Annotated in this window: 18 protein-coding genes and 1 tRNA gene; all 19 read right to left on the reverse strand. The window is 55.3% G+C overall.

The genetic code is table 11. From position 1 onward, the window contains the following. Position 1 precedes the first annotated feature (1 nt). Complete coding sequence (gene nuoN, locus VGE55_RS09715; protein WP_331131656.1) at positions 2-1,465, reverse strand: NADH-quinone oxidoreductase subunit NuoN; 1,464 nt, start codon at positions 1,463-1,465, stop codon at positions 2-4. A 22-nt stretch (positions 1,466-1,487) separates the two neighbouring features. Beyond that, positions 1,488-2,969: an NADH-quinone oxidoreductase subunit M gene (locus VGE55_RS09720; RefSeq protein WP_331131490.1), complete on the reverse strand. Its 1,482-nt coding sequence runs from the start codon at positions 2,967-2,969 to the stop codon at positions 1,488-1,490. Between the two features lie 36 nt (positions 2,970-3,005). Then, positions 3,006-4,991: an NADH-quinone oxidoreductase subunit L gene (nuoL, locus tag VGE55_RS09725; RefSeq protein WP_331131491.1), complete on the reverse strand. Its 1,986-nt coding sequence runs from the start codon at positions 4,989-4,991 to the stop codon at positions 3,006-3,008. A gap of 6 nt (positions 4,992-4,997) precedes the next feature. After that, on the reverse strand, positions 4,998-5,303 hold the full coding sequence (nuoK, locus tag VGE55_RS09730; RefSeq protein WP_256765020.1) for an NADH-quinone oxidoreductase subunit NuoK: 306 nt from the start codon (positions 5,301-5,303) through the stop codon (positions 4,998-5,000). 15 nt (positions 5,304-5,318) lie between these two features. Beyond that, on the reverse strand, positions 5,319-5,933 hold the full coding sequence (locus VGE55_RS09735; RefSeq protein ID WP_331131492.1) for an NADH-quinone oxidoreductase subunit J: 615 nt from the start codon (positions 5,931-5,933) through the stop codon (positions 5,319-5,321). Between the two features lie 29 nt (positions 5,934-5,962). Further along, positions 5,963-6,454 (reverse strand): NADH-quinone oxidoreductase subunit NuoI, encoded by a 492-nt coding sequence (gene nuoI, locus VGE55_RS09740; protein WP_256765022.1) that lies wholly within the window; start codon positions 6,452-6,454, stop codon positions 5,963-5,965. A gap of 12 nt (positions 6,455-6,466) precedes the next feature. Further along, positions 6,467-7,540 (reverse strand): NADH-quinone oxidoreductase subunit NuoH, encoded by a 1,074-nt coding sequence (gene nuoH / locus VGE55_RS09745; RefSeq protein ID WP_331131493.1) that lies wholly within the window; start codon positions 7,538-7,540, stop codon positions 6,467-6,469. Continuing rightward, positions 7,537-9,804, reverse strand: a complete 2,268-nt coding sequence (gene nuoG / locus VGE55_RS09750) for an NADH-quinone oxidoreductase subunit NuoG (RefSeq protein WP_331131494.1) — start codon at positions 9,802-9,804, stop codon at positions 7,537-7,539. The genes nuoH and nuoG overlap by 4 nt, the downstream gene beginning before the upstream one ends. A 20-nt stretch (positions 9,805-9,824) precedes the next feature. Further along, on the reverse strand, positions 9,825-11,120 hold the full coding sequence (gene nuoF / locus VGE55_RS09755) for an NADH-quinone oxidoreductase subunit NuoF (RefSeq protein WP_331131495.1): 1,296 nt from the start codon (positions 11,118-11,120) through the stop codon (positions 9,825-9,827). Next, on the reverse strand, positions 11,117-11,596 hold the full coding sequence (nuoE, locus tag VGE55_RS09760; protein ID WP_256765026.1) for an NADH-quinone oxidoreductase subunit NuoE: 480 nt from the start codon (positions 11,594-11,596) through the stop codon (positions 11,117-11,119). Before nuoE ends, nuoF begins: the two co-directional genes overlap by 4 nt. A 14-nt stretch (positions 11,597-11,610) precedes the next feature. Further along, positions 11,611-12,864, reverse strand: coding sequence for an NADH-quinone oxidoreductase subunit D (locus VGE55_RS09765; RefSeq protein WP_331131496.1), 1,254 nt, complete (start codon positions 12,862-12,864; stop codon positions 11,611-11,613). A gap of 2 nt (positions 12,865-12,866) precedes the next feature. Next, on the reverse strand, positions 12,867-13,466 hold the full coding sequence (locus tag VGE55_RS09770; RefSeq protein ID WP_331131497.1) for an NADH-quinone oxidoreductase subunit C: 600 nt from the start codon (positions 13,464-13,466) through the stop codon (positions 12,867-12,869). 12 nt (positions 13,467-13,478) lie between these two features. Beyond that, positions 13,479-13,955 carry a NuoB/complex I 20 kDa subunit family protein gene (locus VGE55_RS09775; protein WP_256765029.1) on the reverse strand — a complete coding sequence of 159 codons (477 nt, stop codon included), beginning with the start codon at positions 13,953-13,955 and terminating at the stop codon, positions 13,479-13,481. 18 nt (positions 13,956-13,973) lie between these two features. Further along, a complete protein-coding gene (locus VGE55_RS09780) occupies positions 13,974-14,333 on the reverse strand; it encodes an NADH-quinone oxidoreductase subunit A (protein WP_256765191.1) in 360 nt (119 codons plus the stop codon). 89 nt (positions 14,334-14,422) lie between these two features. Continuing rightward, positions 14,423-14,508: transfer RNA gene (locus VGE55_RS09785), tRNA-Leu, on the reverse strand. Between the two features lie 6 nt (positions 14,509-14,514). Continuing rightward, the gene (gene secG, locus VGE55_RS09790; RefSeq protein ID WP_331131498.1) at positions 14,515-14,880 is read right to left on the reverse strand and encodes a preprotein translocase subunit SecG; all 366 of its coding nucleotides are present in this window, start codon (positions 14,878-14,880) and stop codon (positions 14,515-14,517) included. Positions 14,881-14,887: 7 nt separating this feature from the next. Next, positions 14,888-15,655 carry a triose-phosphate isomerase gene (gene tpiA / locus VGE55_RS09795; protein WP_331131499.1) on the reverse strand — a complete coding sequence of 256 codons (768 nt, stop codon included), beginning with the start codon at positions 15,653-15,655 and terminating at the stop codon, positions 14,888-14,890. 59 nt (positions 15,656-15,714) lie between these two features. Beyond that, a complete protein-coding gene (locus tag VGE55_RS09800) occupies positions 15,715-16,704 on the reverse strand; it encodes an NAD(P)H-quinone oxidoreductase (protein WP_331131500.1) in 990 nt (329 codons plus the stop codon). Positions 16,705-16,711: 7 nt separating this feature from the next. After that, positions 16,712-18,871 (reverse strand): polyribonucleotide nucleotidyltransferase, encoded by a 2,160-nt coding sequence (pnp, locus tag VGE55_RS09805; protein ID WP_331131501.1) that lies wholly within the window; start codon positions 18,869-18,871, stop codon positions 16,712-16,714. Between the last annotated feature and the right edge of the window lie 104 nt (positions 18,872-18,975).

Here is an 18,975-nt window from a genome sequence, read left to right on the forward strand (position 1 = left end):
TTCAACCAGCCAGTGACTGCTGAATCAGTTGAGCACAATAGGCCATCAAGGGTGCTGGCAACAGCCCCAACACAATCACAGCCAGGCCATTCAACCCCAATACGGTGCGGGCATCGGCCGCAATGGCGATGTCTGTGTCATCCGCAGGTGCTTCGAAATACATGGTCTTGACCACGCGGATGTAATAGAAAGCACCCACCAGGCTGAACATCACCGCGTACACCGTCAGCCAAATCTGTCCGGTGGCCAGCAAGGCTTTCAACACAGCCAACTTGGCAGCAAAACCCACCATGGGCGGAATACCCGCCAGCGAGAACATCAGCAACAGCATCACCAAAGCCAACCAGGGCGAACGCTTGTTCAAACCCTTCAGGTCAGCGATGTTTTCAACCTCAATGCCCTTGCGGGACATCACCATGATCACGCCAAAGGTACCCAGCGTGGTGAGCACATAGGTGATGGAATAGAACATGGCAGCTGAATAAGCGGCTGTGGAGTTGGCGGGGTTGCCCGCAATCACGCCAGACAACATGCCCAACAGCATGAAACCCATTTGCGCAATGGTGGAGTAAGCCAACATGCGCTTCAAGCTGGTTTGTGCAATGGCAGTCAGGTTGCCAATGGCCAGGGACAGCACCGCCAACACCATCAACATTTGCTGCCAATCCATGGCTTTGGTGTACAAACCGTCCACCAGCAAACGCATCATCATGGCAAACGCAGCCAATTTGGGCGCACCGCTGATGAGCAACGTGGTGATGGAAGGAGATCCCTGATAAACGTCAGGCACCCACATGTGAAACGGAACCACGCCCAGTTTGAAGGCCAGGCCAGCCACCAAAAACACCAGACCGAACACAAAGATGATTGATTTGGAACCTGCGCCTGCACTGGCGAATGCAATATCCGCATGGTTCAGGGAGCCGGTGGCACCGTAAATCATCGACATGCCATACAGCAGGAAACCAGAGGCCAAGGCACCCAGCACGAAATACTTCATGGCGGCTTCGGTGGCTTTCACACTGTCGCGGTGCATGGCCACTGCGGCGTACAAGCTCAGCGACAGCAGTTCGACACCCAGGTAAATCAACAACAGGTTGTTGGCCGAGATCATGATCATCTGGCCCAACAAGGTGAACATCACCAAGGCGTGCAACTCGCCCTTGAACATGTCACGGTCTTTGGCATAGCTGGAGCCCACAATCAAGGTGAATGCCACTGCAAAGGCAGAAAAACCTTTCAGGGCCATCCCCATCCCATCCTGGATGTACATGTTGTGGAACGCCAATTGCGTGCCAACTGCCGGCACATTGGCCAAACAATAGGCGCCCAAGGCCAAGAGGAAAAGAACCACACCGTTGTGCAAGGCGGGAAGAATGCGGCCCTTGGTCACGCTGTCCACAATCATGAACGCGCACACGAAAACCGCCAGGGCGATTTCAGGAAGGGCTAGGGAGAGATTCATCTGATCCACGAACGATCCTCGATTAAAGCTTGGACTGAGCAACGTGCTGCAACAGGGCATCAACCGACACCTGCAGTACATCAGTGAAAGGTTTTGGATACAGGCCCATGGCCAACACCAAGACCGCCATGGCACCCAACATCAACAATTCGCGGGTGTTCACATCTTGAAGGTCTTTGACATCGTCGTTGGCCACATCGCCAAACACCACGCGTTTGTACATCCACAGGGAGTAAGCTGCACCAAAAATCAGGGTGGTGGCTGCCAGCAGACCAATCCAGAAATTGAATTTGACCGCGCCCAGAATGACCAAAAACTCGCCCACGAACCCGCTGGTGGCGGGCAAACCCGAGTTGGCCATGGCAAACAGCAGGAACAGCGCAGCAAACTTGGGCATGGTATTCACCACACCACCGTACGCAGCAATTTCGCGGCTGTGAACGCGGTCATACAACACGCCGATACACAGGAACATGGCACCGGACACAAAACCGTGAGAGATCATCTGGATGATGGCACCCTGCATGGCCAGGTCTTGGAACATGAAGAAACCCAGGGTCACGAAACCCATGTGTGCGATGGATGAATACGCCACCAGCTTTTTCATGTCCTTCTGAACCAGCGCCACCACGCCGATGTACACCACCGCAATCAGGGAAAGTGTGATCATGAAACCGGCCAAGTGATGGCTGGCATCCGGCGCAATCGGCAGGGAGAACCGCAGGAAACCATATGCACCCAGCTTCAACATGATGGCCGCCAGCACCACAGAACCCCCCGTGGGCGCTTCAACGTGGGCATCCGGCAACCAGGTGTGAACAGGCCACATGGGTACCTTCACCGCGAACGCCATCAGGAAGGCCAGGAAAATCAGGACCTGCTCTGTCATGTTCAATGGCAGCTTGTGCCAGGCCGCGATCTCAAAGGTGCCCGATTTGGACTGCAGGTAAATGATGGCAACCAAGGTGAGCAGCGAGCCCAGCAAGGTGTACAGGAAGAACTTGAAAGCCGCGTAAATACGGTTTGGACCACCCCAAATGCCCACAATGATGTACATCGGAATCAAGGTGGCTTCGAAGAACACGTAGAACAGCAGGCCATCGGTCGCACTGAACACACCGATCATCAAGCCAGAAAGGATCAGGAAAGCGGCCATGTATTGCGCCACCTTCTCGGTGATCACTTCCCACGCCGCAACCACCACAAACACCGTGATCAGCGCGGTCAGCAACACGAACCAAACGGACAAGCCGTCCACACCGAGACCGTAGCTCGCGCCAAATGCGGGAATCCAGTCGAGCTTTTCGACAAACTGCAGTTTGGCTGTGGTGGTGTCGAAACCAGTCACCAGCGGAATGGTCACCAAAAAACTGAGGACTGAACCCAGCAGGGCAAACCCCCGCACGGAACCCGCATTCTTGTCATTGCCCAAGGCCATGATCAGCACGCCGAACACAATCGGCATCCAGATGGCCAAGCTAAGTAGAGGAATGTTGTTGTACATGGATAATTTCCAATTAGTAGGACCTGCGCCCTGCCCTCATGAATTCAAACTGATGAATGTGATGATCATGGCGAGAACGCCGAGAATCATCGCAAACGCATAGTGGTAGATGTAACCGCTCTGTGCGTAACGAACCACACCAGAGACCAGCCCAACCAGACGTGCGGTGCCGTTCACCATCAAACCGTCGATCAGGGTGCGGTCACCCACCGTCCACAGCGTTTGGCCCAAGCCACGCGCACCACCGGCAAACACCACCTCGTTGAACTTGTCCATGTAGTACTTGTTCTCGAGCAGTGTGTGGATGGACTTGAACGCCTTGTAGAACGCGGCCGGAATGGCTGGAACCCACAGGTAGCACACCGCTGCAGACACCACACCCGCCAATGCCAGATAGAACGGCAATGTGTGGAAGGCATGCATACCCATGGCAGCGGCGCCGTGGAATTCTTCGGCCAGCGTGGCCATGGCCTCGTGGTTGGGCAGTACGGTGATCACATCTTTGAAGTATGTGCCGTACAACAGCGGCTCAATCGCGATGTAACCAATCAACACCGATGGAATGGCCAGCAGCACCAGTGGCAGTGTCACCACCCAAGGGGACTCATGGGGCTGCACGGGACCGTGGTGGCCATGGCCATCGTCGTGGCCATGGTCATCGTGCTGAATGTCATGGAAACGTTCTTTGCCATGGAACACCAGGAAATACATCCGGAAGCTGTAGAAGGCGGTGATGAATACACCCGCAGTCACTGCAAAAGAGGCAAAACCCGCCGCTGGCAAATGACTGAAGTGCACCGCCTCAATGATGCTGTCCTTGGAGTAGAAACCGGCAAAGAACGGCGTACCGATCAAGGCCAATGAGCCCAGCAAGGAGGTGATCCAGGTGATGGGCATGTGTTTCCACAAGCCGCCCATGTGACGGATGTCCTGATCATGGTGCATACCGATGATGACCGAACCTGCACCCAGGAACAACAGCGCCTTGAAGAACGCGTGCGTCATCAGGTGGAAGATGGCCACGGGATACGCGGACACGCCCAAGGCGACGGTCATGTAACCCAGCTGGGACAGGGTTGAGTAAGCAACCACCCGCTTGATGTCGTTCTGAATGATGCCCAGAAATCCCATGAACAGTGCTGTGATCGAACCAATCACCAAAATGAAGTTCAGTGCGATGTCGGACAGCTCAAACAGCGGTGACATGCGGCTGACCATGAAAATACCAGCGGTCACCATGGTTGCTGCGTGAATCAGCGCGGAAATGGGCGTTGGGCCTTCCATGGAATCGGGCAACCACACATGCAGCGGGAACTGTGCTGATTTACCCATGGCACCAATGAACAGGCAGATACAGGCCACAGCCAACAACGGCCAGTCGGTGCCCGGGAATGTGAGCGGGACCAATTCATTGGCCTTGGCAAACACCTCGGCATAGTTCATGGAGCCGGCATAGGCCATTACCAAGCCAATGCCCAGAATGAAACCGAAGTCCCCCACACGGTTCACCAAAAATGCCTTCAGGTTGGCATAGATGGCGGTTGGCTTTTTGAACCAAAAACCAATCAGCAGATAAGACACCAAGCCCACCGCTTCCCAGCCGAAGAACAACTGCAGGAAGTTGTTGCTCATCACCAGCATCAACATCGAGAAGGTGAACAGGGAAATGTATGAGAAGAAGCGCTGGTAACCGGGGTCCTCTTCCATGTAACCAATGGTGTAAATGTGCACCATCAGGGAAACACTGGTCACCACCAGCATCATGGTGGCAGTCAGCGAGTCAATCAGAAATCCGACTTCAAAGGTCAACTTTCCAACCACAGCCCATTGGTACAGGGTGCCGTTGAAGGTGTTACCTGCCATCACATCCTTGAACACCAGGATGGACGCAAACAGCGCCACAGCCACGCCGAGAATGGTTACGGTGTGGGCGCCACGCCGGCCAATCTGTTTGCCAAACAGGCCTGCAAGCAATGAGCCCAGCAGTGGTGCAAACGGAACGATCAAATACAAGGGATTCATTCGCGCTTACCCCTTCAGCTGGTCGAGGTCTTCGACGTTGATAGAGTTCATGTTACGGAACAGCACCACCAGAATTGCCAAGCCAATGGCAGATTCAGCAGCAGCCACAGTGAGGATAAAGAAAACGAACAACTGGCCGGACAGGTCGCCCAGATAGTGAGAGAACGCAACGAAGTTCATGTTCACGGCCAAAAGCATCAATTCAATGGCCATCAGCAACACGATGAGGTTGCGACGGTTCAGGAAGATGCCAATGACGCTGATCGAAAACAGAATGGCGCCCAGTACCAGGTAATGTGCAAGTGAAATCATGGTTGTTGTCCTGCCTTATTGTCCAGACTTCGTCTGCTTGCGGTCCAGGTCGGCCGGCATGCTCACCAGCTTCACGCGGTCTGCCGCCTTAACGCGAACCTGCTCGGACGGGTTTTGGCTCTTGGTGTCTTTGCGTTTGCGCAAGGTGAGCGCAATGGCTGCCACCATGGCCACCAGCAAAATGAGTGCAGCCACTTCAAACGGGTACAGGTATTCGGTGTACAGCAGTTTGCCCAGTGCGCCTGTGTTGTTGGCAGCCTGCTTGGGGGCTTCGGCGTTGGGGTCCCAGAACCCGCGCATGAGCACCACTGACATCTGGAAGGCAATCAGCGAGCCGACAATGGTGGCCACTGGCAAGTTCTTCCAAAAGCCCGCACGGATTTTGTCGAGGTTCAGATCAACCATCATCACCACGAAGAGGAACAGCACCATCACGGCGCCGACATACACCAGCACCAGCGAAATGGCGAGAAACTCAGCCTCCAGCAACATCCACAGTGCCGATGCCGAGAAGAAAGCCAAGACGAGGAACAAGGCTGCGTGCACGGGGTTCTTGGCGGTGATCACTCTCACCGCGGCAAACACCAGAATGGCCGCAAACACATAGAAAAAACCAGTCATTGCATTCATGAGTTGGGGTCTAGCTCAGTAAATTGAATTCATCGGTAAGCCGCATCAGCTTCGCGGTTTGCGGCAATTTCAGCCTCATACCGATCACCCACGGCCAAGAGCATTTCCTTGGTGAAATACAGGTCGCCCCGCTTTTCACCGTGGTACTCGTGAATGTGTGTCTCCACGATTGAGTCCACAGGACAGGACTCTTCGCAAAACCCGCAGAAAATGCATTTGGTCAGGTCGATGTCATACCGGGTTGTGCGGCGTGAACCATCCGCACGCTGCTCGGACTCGATTGTGATGGCCATGGCTGGGCACACCGCCTCACAGAGCTTGCAGGCGATGCAACGTTCTTCGCCGTTGGCATAACGACGCAAGGCATGCAAGCCACGAAAACGCGGCGACATCGGCGTTTTTTCCATGGGGTACAGAATGGTGATGGGCGTGGTGAACATGTAGCTCATGGTCAAACCCATGCCCTTCAGCATTTCACGCAGCAGCAAGCTGTTCAGGAATTCTTTGATCACTTGAAACATAGTGCGTCTCGATTATTTCCAGATGTTCAAGGGGGTTTGCATCCATGCGGCAACCACCACCAACCAAACCAGGGTCAGTGGAATGAACACCTTCCAACCCAAGCGCATGATTTGGTCATAGCGGTAACGCGGGAAGGACGCCCGGAACCAGATGAACATGGACACCAGCAGGAAGGTTTTCAGTCCCAACCAGATCCAGCCAGGAATCAGCGTGAATGGCGCGTACTCCACTGGCGAAGACCATCCGCCGAAGAACATGATGGCTGCCAAGGCAGAAATCAGGATCATGTTGGCGTATTCGGCCAGGAAGAAGATGGCAAACGTCATGCCGGAATATTCCACCATGTGGCCCGCCACGATTTCGGATTCACCTTCCACCACGTCAAAGGGGTGGCGGTTGGTTTCAGCCACACCCGACACCAGGTAGATGACAAACAGAGGCAGCAACGGCAACCAGTTCCACGAGAGGAAATTCAGGCCAGCATCTGCAAATTGGCCGCGGGTTTGGCTCATCACAATGTCGGTCATGTTCAGGCTGCCAGTGACCAGCAACACCGTCACCAACACAAAACCGATGGCCAACTCATAGGACACCATTTGCGCCGATGCGCGCATGGCCGCCAAGAACGCATACTTGGAGTTGGATGCCCAACCCGCGATGATCACGCCATACACTTCCAGCGATGTAATCGCCATCAAATACAGCAATCCCGCATTCACGTTGGCCAGCACAGTTTCGGGGCCAAACGGCACCACGGCCCACGCTGCCAATGCCGGCATGATGGTCATGATGGGCGCAATGATGAACAGGCCCTTGTTCGCATTGATGGGAACGATGATTTCCTTGAACATCATCTTCACGGCATCGGCAATGGGCTGCAGCAAGCCCATGGGGCCCACGTGGCTTGGGCCCATGCGGATGTGCATGCGGCCAATCATTTTGCGTTCCCAATAGGTCAGGTAAGCCACCAAACCGAGCAAGGGCAATGTAATGCAAAGAATCTTGATCAAGGTCCACACCGGAAGCCAGGCTGGCCCCAGCAATTCAGCGCCGGTGGTGGTGATCAATTCGATGGGGTAACTCATGCCTGCACCTCACTTTCCACAGCAACCGACTCCAGCGATACAGAGCCCGACGCTGCACGCAGCCCCTGTGTTTCCGCGCGACCAACAGGCACCAGAACCGTATTGTCCGCCACGTGTTTGTTGATGGCCACGGCGGCTTGAACAAAGCCACCCTTGGCATCGGTCAACTTGACGGTCGCACCAGCCTTCAAACCTTGGGCTGAGGCTGTTTTCTCATTCAGTTGCACCAGCGCAGGTTTGGCCGCTTTGGTTTGACGGAGTGATTCAGCGCGGCGAACCAATGCATCGGTGTCATATAGGGGTACATAGGCAGCCAGCTCGAGACCTGCGGTCACCACGTCGGTGGCCGGCTGAGCAGGCACTGCGTTGCCCAATCCCAAGGCGGCTGGCAAGAAAGCCTTCAACACTTCTTCTGAACTGTTGAACTCGAAACCATCCAGTTGCAGCAGGTTGCCCATGACACGCAACACTTTCCAACCTGGGCGGGTTTCACCAGCAGGCTTTACAGCAGCCTTGAAGGTTTGTACGGTGCCCTCGATGTTGATGAAGGTACCGGATGTTTCGGTGGCTGGGGAAATCGGCAGCAACACATCGGCGTACTGCTTGGCGTTGCCAACAAAGGCAGAAGCCTGCACCACAAATTCGGCATCAATCAGTCCACGCAGGGTCTTTTGACCGACGGCAGAATCCAGATCAGGCTCGGCTCCAAACACAATCACCGCCTTGGCTTTGTTCTCCAGCCATGTTTGAGCGGCGCTTCCGCTGTGCGCTGCCGCCTGAACACCGGCCACAAACGAGCCCGTCCAGTTGGCACCATCGCCCAAAAAGCCCAGTGTTGCGCCAGTGGACTTTGCCAACTCTGCAGCCTTGGACAGCACCGCGTTGGCATGCTCGCTCATCAGCACTTGTTGGCCAATCAGCACAAACTTATTGCCTTCAACGGCCAATGCCTTGCTCACCGCGCTGGCACCCAACTGTGCGGACCACTGCGATGGCGCAGCTTTAATCCATTGTGCCTTGGGCATGAGGGGGTCCAAACCACCGGCGTTGACCAGTACCACAGCGGCGCCTTGCTTGGCCGCCTGGCGAACGCGCTGGGTCAACAAGGGTTGATCGTTGCGGGGGTCTGTACCCACCAGTACGATGGCATCTGCGTCGGCGACCGCCTTGATGCTGGCGCCCAGCCAGGGCTTGACTCCGTCCAGATTCAAGCTGGCGTGATGACGCAAGCCTGCATCGATGCTGCTGGACCCTACACCGGTCATCAGTGCTTTGGCCAAGGCCATTTCTTCAAAGGTGGCGTTGGGGGAGATTAACAAGCCAATTTTGTTCAGGTCGCTTGACTCGCGACGGGCCTTTTTCAAGCCTTCAGCAACAGCATTCAGCGCGGTTTGCCAATCGGTGCTCACCCACTGACCATTTTTCTTGATCATGGGTTCAGTCAGTCGATCAGCTGCGTCAAGACCTTCATAGCTGAAACGGTCCCGGTCAGAAATCCAGCACTCATTGATGCTGTCGTTCTCTTGCGGAACAACCCGCATGACCTTGTCGGCCTTCACTTGGACCACAACGTTGGAACCCAGGCTGTCGTGCGCGGCAATCGACTTGCGACGCGCCATTTCCCAAGTGCGTGCGCTGTAGCGGAAAGGCTTGGACGTCAATGCGCCCACAGGGCACAAATCAATCATGTTGCCCGACAATTCAGAATCCACCGAGTTGCCCACAAAGCTCAGGATTTCAGAGTGTTCACCCCGATTGGCCATGCCCAGCTCCATCACCCCGGCAATTTCCTGGCCGAAACGCACGCAACGGGTGCAGTGAATGCAGCGGCTCATTTCCTGAGCCGACACCAAGGGGCCGATGTCTTTGTAGAACACCACGCGCTTTTCTTCCTTGTAGCGCGATGACACACCACCGTAACCCACCGCGATGTCCTGCAGCTGGCACTCACCACCTTGGTCGCAAATCGGGCAATCCAACGGGTGGTTGATCAGCAAGAATTCCATCACGCTTTTTTGGGCGTTCACGGCTTTCTCGGAATGTGTGCGAACAATCATGCCGGGGGCAACGGGCGTTGCACAGGCTGGCAAAGGCTTGGGGGCCTTTTCCACATCCACCAGGCACATGCGGCAGTTGGCCGCAATCGACAATTTTTTGTGATAACAGAAGTGAGGCACATAACTGCCCGCTTTCTGGGCTGCATCCATCAGCATGCTGCCCTCGGCCACTTCGACCTTCACGCCATCAATTTCAAGTTCAACCATTTGTTTCGTCCCGCAGGGAGTTACACATAAGCCGGCACGATGCAGGACTTGTGCGTGATGTGGTGCTCAAATTCTTCACGGAAATGCTTCAGGAATGCCCGCACCGGCATGGCGGCTGCGTCACCCAAGGCGCAAATGGTGCGACCTTGAATGTTGTCCGCAATGCTGTTGAGCATGTCGAGGTCTTCTGGGCGACCTTCACCGTGTTCAATTCGGTTCACGATGCGATACAGCCAACCGGTGCCTTCCCGACACGGTGTGCACTGACCGCAGCTTTCTTCGTAGTAGAAATAGGACAGGCGCAACAGGCTCTTGACCATGCAGCGTGTTTCATCCATCACGATGACGGCACCTGAACCCAACATGGAACCCGCTTTGGCAATGGAGTCGTAGTCCATGTCGGTGGCCATCATGACATCGCCTGGCAACACAGGCATGGATGAACCGCCAGGAATAACAGCTTTGATCTTGCGGCCACCTTTCATGCCACCAGCCAACTCCAGCAATTTCGCAAAGGGTGTACCCAACGGAATTTCGTAGTTGCCGGGTTTTTCCACATCGCCGGAAATCGAGAAGATCTTGGTGCCACCGTTGTTGGGCTTGCCCAATTCCAGAAACCAGTCGCCACCGTTTTGCAAAATAAACGGCACGGCTGCAAAGGTTTCGGTGTTGTTGATGGTGGTCGGCTTGCCGTAAATGCCATACGACGCCGGGAACGGCGGCTTGAAGCGAGGCTGGCCTTTTTTGCCTTCGATGGACTCAATCAAGGCCGTTTCTTCACCACAGATGTAAGCGCCATAACCTTGATGTGCATGCAACTGGAAGCTGAAATTGGAACCCAGGATATTGTCGCCGAGGTAACCCGCAGCACGCGCCTGCTCAAGGGCCTCTTCAAAGCGCTCGTAGGTTTCCCAAATTTCGCCGTGAATGTAGTTGTAACCCACTGAAATGCCCATGGCATAGGCAGCGATGGCCATGCCCTCAATCACCGCATGTGGGTTGTAGCGAAGGATGTCGCGGTCTTTGAATGTACCGGGTTCGCCTTCGTCAGAATTACAAGCCAGGTACTTTTGACCTGGAAACTGGCGGGGCATGAAGCTCCACTTCAAACCGGTGGGAAAGCCTGCACCCCCGCGGCCACGCAGTGCGGATTTTTTCACTTCGGCAATGACATCTTCTTGCGAAATGCCTTCGGTGAGGATTTTGCGCAGCGCTTTATAACCGCCACGGGCTTCGTAGCCTTTCAAATCCCAATTGCTGCCATCCAGACCGGCCAAAATCACCGGGTTGATGTGACGTCCGTGCAAACAGGTCATGACTTCAACTCCTCTACCAGCGCGTCGATTTTCTCATTGCTCATGAAACTGCACATGCGGTGGTTATTGACCAGCATCACCGGCGAATCACCACAAGCACCCATGCATTCCCCTTCTTTCAAGGTGAATTGACCATCCGGGGTGGTCTCGTTGTAATCAATGCCCAGTTTCTTTTTCAGGTACTCGGCAGCATCCGTGCCACCGGACAATGCGCATGGCAAGTTGGTGCACACCACCAGCTTGTACTTGCCCACTTTTTTGGTGTCGTACATGTTGTAGAAGGTGGCCACTTCATAGGCTGCAATTGGAGCAATCTCCAAGTAATCAGCAACAGCCTCAATGGCCTCAGCCGGCAACCAGCCCAGTTCCACTTGCACAATCCTCAGACCCGCCATCACGGCTGAAATCTTTTGATCCGCCGGGTATTTGGTCAATTCCTTGTCGATCAAACGACACGCGTTTTCACTCAACTTCATGATGGGATAAATCCTTAGCGATCAATTTCACCGAACACGATGTCCTGGGTACCAATGATGGTCACCACGTCGGCCAGCATGTGGCCGCGCGACATTTCATCCAAACCTTGCAGGTGTGCAAAACCCGGGGCGCGAATCTTCAGGCGGTACGGCTTGTTGGCACCATCGGCCATCAAGTAAATGCCAAACTCGCCTTTGGGATGCTCCACCGCAGCATAGGCCTCGCCTTCAGGCACATGCATGCCTTCCGTGAACAGCTTGAAGTGGTGAATCAACTCTTCCATGTTGGACTTCATGTCCAAACGCTTGGGCGGCGTTACCTTGTGGTTGTCGCTCATCACAGGGCCTGGGTTGGCACGCAACCAATCCACACACTGTTTGATGATTCGGTTGGACTGGCGCATTTCTTCAACACGCACCAAGTAACGGTCGTAGCAATCACCGTTTTTACCAACAGGAATATCAAAGTCCAAGCGGTCATACACTTCGTAGGGCTGCTTTTTGCGCAAGTCCCATGCAATGCCTGAGCCCCGCAACATCGGGCCGGTGAAACCCATGGACAAAGCGCGTTCCGGCGTGACCACGCCGATGCCCACCAAACGCTGCTTCCAAATCCGGTTGTCGGTCAGCAGTGTTTCGTATTCGTCCACGTATTTGGGAAAACGCTGCGTGAAGTCGTCGATAAAGTCGAGCAGCGAACCTTGACGGTTGCGGTTGAGTTCATCGACCTTTTTTGCAGAGCGAACCTTGGACGGCTTGTACTGCGGCATGCGGTCTGGCAGATCGCGATACACACCACCCGGCCGGTAGTAAGCCGCGTGCAAACGGGCGCCGGAAACTGCTTCATAGCAGTCCATCAGGTCTTCGCGCTCACGGAAAGCGTAGAGAAACACCGCCATCGCACCCACGTCCAGACCGTGCGCACCAATCCACAGCAGGTGATTGAGTACACGGGTGATTTCATCGAACATGACGCGGATGTACTGGGCACGCACAGGCACTTCAATGCCCAGCAATTTTTCAATGGCCATGCAGTAGGCATGCTCATTGGCCATCATGGACACATAGTCCAAGCGATCCATGTAGGGCAAGGACTGAATGAAGGTTTTGTGCTCGGCCAATTTTTCGGTACCCCGGTGCAACAGGCCAATGTGTGGATCAGCCCGCTGAACAACTTCACCGTCCAGCTCGAGCACCAAACGCAACACACCGTGTGCCGCTGGGTGCTGTGGACCAAAGTTCAGGGTGTAATTCTTGATTTCAGCCATGGTTATTTCGCTCCGCCGTACTGAGGTTCGCGAATGATGCGGGGGGTAATTTCACGGGGCTCGATGCTCACGGGTTGATAGACCACACGACCGAGCTCTGGGTCGTAGCGCATTTCCACATGGCCCGACAGCGGGAAATCCTTTCGGAACGGATGGCCCACAAAACCGTAGTCGGTGAGAATGCGGCGCAAGTCGGCGTGGCCTTCAAACACGATGCCAAACAAATCGAACGCTTCACGCTCATACCAACCGGCAGAGGACCACACGTCATTGACAGACGCCACCGTGGGCAACTCGTCATCGGGACAAGCCACCTTGATGCGCACACGCAGGTTCTTGGACACGGACAGCAACTGGGACACAACCCAAAAACGCGGCCCTTCGTTGACCTCGTTTTTGTAGTCCTGCATGTCGAGACCGCACAGGTCGATCAACTGCTCAAACTGCAGGGCTTCGTGGTCCCGCAGGATGGTGCAAGCCTCCAGGTAACTTTTGGCTTTGAGTACCACGTTCAGCTCACCCAAAGCAATGGTGGACGACACCACACGGTCGCCCAAGGCATCTTGAAGTGCCGTTTGCAAACGCAACAGATTTTCGGACATGTTGAAAATTCCTCAGCGTGCAATGGTGGAGGTTTGTTTGATCTTGTTCTGCAATTGCAGCAGACCATACATGAGGGCTTCCGCGGTGGGTGGGCAGCCTGGCACATACACGTCCACGGGAACGATGCGATCACAACCACGAACCACTGAGTAGCTGTAGTGGTAATAACCACCGCCATTGGCACAGGAACCCATGGACAGCACCCAACGCGGTTCGGCCATTTGGTCATACACCTTGCGCAGGGCCGGGGCCATCTTGTTGCACAAAGTGCCGGCCACAATCATGAGGTCGGATTGTCGTGGGCTGGGACGAAAAATAATTCCGAACCGGTCCAGGTCATAGCGGCTTGCACCCGCGTGCATCATTTCCACCGCGCAGCAGGCCAGGCCAAAAGTCATGGGCCACAACGACCCGGTGCGCCCCCAGTTGATCAGCTTGTCGGCTGTGGTGGTGATAAACCCTTCGTTCAATACGCCATCAATTCCCATCTCTACACCTCTGAAGGTTCATTCCCAATCCAGCGCGCCACGGGTCCATTCGTAAATGAAACCGACCACCAGAATGCCCAGGAAAATCATCATCGACCAAAACCCAACCGGACCAATTTCTCGATAGGCCACAGCCCATGGAAACAGGAACGCAATTTCAAGGTCGAACAGAATAAACAGAATGGCCACGAGGTAGTAGCGCACGTCGAATTGCATGCGGGCGTCTTCGAAAGCCTCGAAACCACATTCGTAAGGGGAAAGTTTTTGTCCGTCCGGACGATGGGGGGCCAGCAGACGCCCCACCAGCATGGCACCACCGCCCACGCCTGCGCCAACCAGAATGAAAAGCAAAACCGGAAAATACGACTCTAAGTTCACGTTGGCTCCCGTGTAAACCCTAAGCAGGTTTGTGTTACCCAAAAAAAAGCCGGTCGTTCACACAGAGGACCGGCTTTTTTGTTCTAATCTGGTGCCGACGGCGAGACTCGAACTCGCACAGCCTGTGGCCACTACCCCCTCAAGATAGCGTGTCTACCAATTCCACCACGTCGGCTTGTTTTTACTTCGGAATTTCCTGCACTGGTGTGGCAGGTTCAGCTGGCTTCGGCGCTGCAGGGGTTGCCGTGCCCTCCGCAGCTGGAGCAGTCTGAATTGACTCCATTACACCACCGGATTCGTGGCTTGCGCCTGCCCTCGAAAAGAAGGCCAAACCCAATGTGCAAAGCAAAAAGATTGTAGCACACACCGCCGTGGCCCGACTGAGGAAGTTTGCAGATCCTGTAGCGCCGAAGAGGCTTCCAGAGGAGCCGCTACCAAAAGCAGCGCCCATGTCGGCACCCTTGCCGTGCTGCAACAAAACCAGAATGATGACCGCCACTGCAGCCAAAACCTGCACAACGGTGATGATGGAATGAAGAATGCTCATGACGTTATTAACCTCTCGCGGCGCGTATTATTCCAGAGAAATCGGATGAAGACAAAGCCGCACCGCCAATTAGGCCTCCATCAATGTCTTCTTTTGCAAATATTTCTGCCGCATTGCTGGGCTTCACACTGCCGCCATACAAAATGCGGGTGCTTTGTGCCAAGGCCTCACCCAGCATGGCTTTCAGTCGGGCACGAATCATGGCGTGCACCGCCTGGGCTTGTTCAGGTGTGGCTGTAACGCCGGTACCAATGGCCCAAACCGGCTCGTACGCGATCACCAAATTCCATGCATCATTAGAGACAAACCTCGAACAATGCTCAACAACAGGGTCGAGTTGCGACGCGATCACCGCCTCCACTTGGCCCGCCTCGCGTTCCGCCAGTGTTTCACCCACACACACGATGGGCATCAAGCCACCTTCCAGTGCTGCAACCGCCTTGAGGGCAACAATTTCGCTGCTTTCTGCGTGGTAACTGCGGCGCTCCGAGTGCCCCACCAGGGCCTGAGTCACCCCAAACTCTTTCAGCATGGACACCGACACTTCGCCGGTGTATGCGCCACTGGCCTTCGCCGAAACATCCTGCGAACCAAATGAAATGCCAGTGCCCTTCACCAAGGTGGACACCTGGGCCAAGTAAGGGAAGGGACAGAACACCGACACGTCAACCCCGGGTTGCACCTCTGCAGCAAAACCCTCAATCAGGGACTGATTGGCAGCCAAACTGCCATTCATCTTCCAGTTACCTGCGACAAATTTTGTTCTTTTGTTCATTTGAATGTTCCTGAATGGTCGTATTTCACACCCTGCAAGGGCACTCCCGCACAGCGGGCTCAAGCAACCCGAAGCACCAACTTACCCACCAAATCGCCAGACTCCATCAAGCGGTGTGCCTGGGCCACATCGGCCAAATCAAATTCGGAATGAATGACGGTTTGGTAATGGCCCTGAGCAAATCCTGCCTGCAATTCTTGACCAACAGCCTTGGCCAACGAGGCCTTGAACTCGGCAGACTCTGGTCGCAATGTGGTGCCGGTCAACAGGGCCCGCTTCATCAGCAGCTTACCCGCGTCAATTTCGGCCATACGGCCACCCAACAGGGCAATCACCAGAATCCTGCCTTCAACCGCCAGGCAATCCAGATCCCTGTCGAGATAGGAACCCGCCACCATGTCGAGCACCATATCAACGCCTCTTCCACCCGTGAATTCCAGAGCGGCGGCTACCCAATCTCGGGAACGGTAATTCACCACCATGTTGGCACCCAACCGAGTACAAACTTCGGCTTTTGCATCTTGCCCAACTGTGACCATCACCCGGGCACCCTGCCGCTTGCACAATTGAATGGCGGCAGTACCAATGCCGCTGCTGCCACCGTGAACCAACACGGAGTGACCCGCTTTCAACCGGCCTTTGACCACCAGGTTTTGCCAAACAGTCATGTAGACCTCGGGCAGGCTGGCCGCCTCAGCGAAGCTTAAACCACGCGGCACGGGCATGCATTGCGCGGCGGGCACGCACACATACTGCGCATACCCACCACCATTGCACAGGGCCATCACTGCCTGACCGTTCAATGCTGAATCAACACCCTCGCCTGTCTCCACCACTTGCCCAGCCACTTCCAAACCCAAATGCGGGTTGGCGCCAGGTGGAGGCGGATACAGGCCAAGGCGCTGAAGTACATCTGGCCGGTTTACACCGGCCGCCTTGACCTGAATGAGCACGTCGAAGGGACCGGGAACCGGCCTGGGCAAGTCCACCAGCGTGAGCTGATCGACACCCCCAGGGGCCTGAACCACAATGCCCTTCATGCTGCTCATGTCAGCTTCAGTCTTCGGAATTGCCTTCGGAAACAGGTGCTTCACCAGCGGCTGGTGCCTCCGGTGTTGCCTGCTCCAGCAACGCCTTCATGGACAGGCGCAGACGGCCTTTTTCATCGGCCTCCAGAACCTTCACACGCACTTGCTGACCTTCCTTGAGGTAATCGCCGACGGTGTTGACACGCTCGTTGGCGATTTGAGAGATGTGCAGCAGGCCGTCTTTGCCAGGCAACACGCTCACAATGGCACCGAAGTCCAGCAACTTGAGCACAGTGCCTTCGTACACACCACCCACTTCCACTTCGGCCGTGATGTCTTCAATGCGCTTTTTGGCCTTCTCGCCAGCCTCGCCATCGACAGACGCGATGGTGATGGTGCCATCGTCTTTGATGTCGATGGTTGCGCCAGTTTCTTCGGTGATGGCGCGAATGGTTGCACCACCCTTGCCGATCACGTCCCGAATTTTTTCAGGGTTGATCTTCATGCTGATCATGCGGGGTGCGAAATCAGACAGTTCACCCACACCCGAGGAGGCTTCCTTCATGATGCCCAGGATGTGAATACGGGCTTCGCGGGCCTGAGCCAGCGCAACCTGCATGATTTCCTTGGTGATGCCCTGAATCTTGATGTCCATCTGCAAGGCAGTCACACCGTTTTCGGTACCAGCCACCTTGAAGTCCATGTCACCCAGGTGGTCTTCATCACCCAGAATGTCGGTCAACACCGCAAACTTGTTGTCTTCCTTGATGAGGCCCATGGCAATACCGGCCACGAAGTCCTTCACGGGTACGCCCGCGTCCATCAGGGACAAACAGCCACCGCACACGGACGCCATGGAACTGGAACCGTTGGACTCGGTGATTTCAGACACCACGCGCATGCTGTACTGGAAATCTTCCACCGCGGGCAACAGGTTTTCAATGGCGCGACGGGCCAGGCGGCCATGACCAATTTCACGGCGCTTGGGGGCACCCATGCGACCACATTCGCCAGTGGCATAAGGGGGCATGTTGTAGTGGAACATGAAGCGATCACGGTACTCACCGTTGATGGCGTCGATGATTTGCTCGTCGCGACCAGTGCCCAGGGTGGTCACCACCAAGGCCTGTGTTTCACCACGGGTAAACAAGGCTGAACCGTGAGCACGGGGCAGCACACCAGTGCGCACCGTGATTGGACGAACAGTGCGCGTGTCGCGGCCGTCAATGCGCGGCTCGCCATTCAGGATTTGACTGCGAACAACCTTGGCTTCCAGGTTGAACAACACCTCGCCAATGTCGGCACCCGTTACACCGGCCATGCCTTCTTCACCCAGCTTGGCTGGCAACTCGGCTTGCACTTCAGCCGTGATTTCTTTCAGGCGTTTGCTGCGGGCCTGCTTCTGCGTGATTTTGTAGGCCGCAGCGATTTTTTCACCGGCCAATTCGGTGATGGCGGCAATCAACGGCTCGTTCTTGGGCGGCGCTTGCCAATCCCACTCGGGCTTGCCTGCCTTGGCAGTCAGCGCGTGAATGGCATTGATCACGGTTTGCATTTGCTCGTGACCGTACACCACGGCACCCAGCATGACGTCTTCGGTCAATTCGTAAGCGTCGGACTCCACCATCAGCACGGCAGACTCAGTACCGGCAACCACGAGGTCCAGCTTGCTGTCTTTCAACTGGCTGGTGGTGGGGTTGATGATGTATTCGCCGTTGATGTAACCCACGCGGGCGGCACCAATGGGGCCATTGAACGGGATGCCGGCAATCGACAATGCTGCAGAGGCGCCGATCAGCGCGGGGATGTCTGCATTCACTTCGGGATTGGAGGACATCACGGTCAAGGCAACCTGAACTTCATTGTAGAAGCCTTCAGGAAACAGCGGGCGCAGCGGGCGGTCGACCAGACGTGCTGTCAGCGTTTCCTTTTCAGTGGCCTTGCCTTCACGCTTGAAGAAACCGCCTGGGATACGACCGGCGGCATAGAATTTTTCAACATAGTCCACGGTCAGCGGGAAAAAATCCTGACCAGGCTTGGCTGTTTTGGCGGCTACAACAGTGGCCAGAACAACGGTGTCATCCACAGTGACGAGCACTGCACCATCGGCCTGACGGGCGACTTCGCCTGTCTCCAGCGTCACAGTGTGCTGGCCGTACTGGAATGTTTCACGATGAATTTCAAACACTTTTCTCTTCCTTGTAGTTATCCCGGTGGGTCACATTCCCATGCGAGAGCCCGTGAGTTTCAAAACACAAATGCCCACAACGACTGTTGCAGGCATTTGAGTTC

This window comes from Limnobacter sp., from assembly GCF_036405155.1.
In the GTDB taxonomy this organism is placed as follows: Bacteria; Pseudomonadota; Gammaproteobacteria; order Burkholderiales; family Burkholderiaceae_B; genus Limnobacter.

Bases quoted from the DNA above. Each gene is read 5' to 3' on its own strand.
- secG (WP_331131498.1), bottom strand. From the start codon at position 14,880: ATGAGCATTCTTCATTCCATCATCACCGTTGTGCAGGTTTTGGCTGCA.
- VGE55_RS09765 (WP_331131496.1), bottom strand. From the start codon at position 12,864: ATGGCTGAAATCAAGAATTACACCCTGAACTTTGGTCCACAGCACCCA.
- nuoH (WP_331131493.1), bottom strand. From the start codon at position 7,540: ATGAGTTACCCCATCGAATTGATCACCACCACCGGCGCTGAATTGCTG.
- tpiA (WP_331131499.1), bottom strand. From the start codon at position 15,655: ATGAACAAAAGAACAAAATTTGTCGCAGGTAACTGGAAGATGAATGGC.
- nuoK (WP_256765020.1), bottom strand. From the start codon at position 5,303: ATGATTTCACTTGCACATTACCTGGTACTGGGCGCCATTCTGTTTTCG.
- nuoE (WP_256765026.1), bottom strand. From the start codon at position 11,596: ATGAAGTTGAGTGAAAACGCGTGTCGTTTGATCGACAAGGAATTGACC.
- VGE55_RS09775 (WP_256765029.1), bottom strand. From the start codon at position 13,955: ATGGGAATTGATGGCGTATTGAACGAAGGGTTTATCACCACCACAGCC.
- VGE55_RS09770 (WP_331131497.1), bottom strand. From the start codon at position 13,466: ATGTCCGAAAATCTGTTGCGTTTGCAAACGGCACTTCAAGATGCCTTG.
- VGE55_RS09720 (WP_331131490.1), bottom strand. From the start codon at position 2,969: ATGTACAACAACATTCCTCTACTTAGCTTGGCCATCTGGATGCCGATT.
- VGE55_RS09735 (WP_331131492.1), bottom strand. From the start codon at position 5,933: ATGAATGCAATGACTGGTTTTTTCTATGTGTTTGCGGCCATTCTGGTG.
- nuoN (WP_331131656.1), bottom strand. From the start codon at position 1,465: ATGAATCTCTCCCTAGCCCTTCCTGAAATCGCCCTGGCGGTTTTCGTG.
- nuoL (WP_331131491.1), bottom strand. From the start codon at position 4,991: ATGAATCCCTTGTATTTGATCGTTCCGTTTGCACCACTGCTGGGCTCA.
- nuoI (WP_256765022.1), bottom strand. From the start codon at position 6,454: ATGTTTCAAGTGATCAAAGAATTCCTGAACAGCTTGCTGCTGCGTGAA.
- nuoF (WP_331131495.1), bottom strand. From the start codon at position 11,120: ATGACCTGTTTGCACGGACGTCACATCAACCCGGTGATTTTGGCCGGT.
- VGE55_RS09800 (WP_331131500.1), bottom strand. From the start codon at position 16,704: ATGAGCAGCATGAAGGGCATTGTGGTTCAGGCCCCTGGGGGTGTCGAT.
- nuoG (WP_331131494.1), bottom strand. From the start codon at position 9,804: ATGGTTGAACTTGAAATTGATGGCGTGAAGGTCGAAGTGGCCGAGGGC.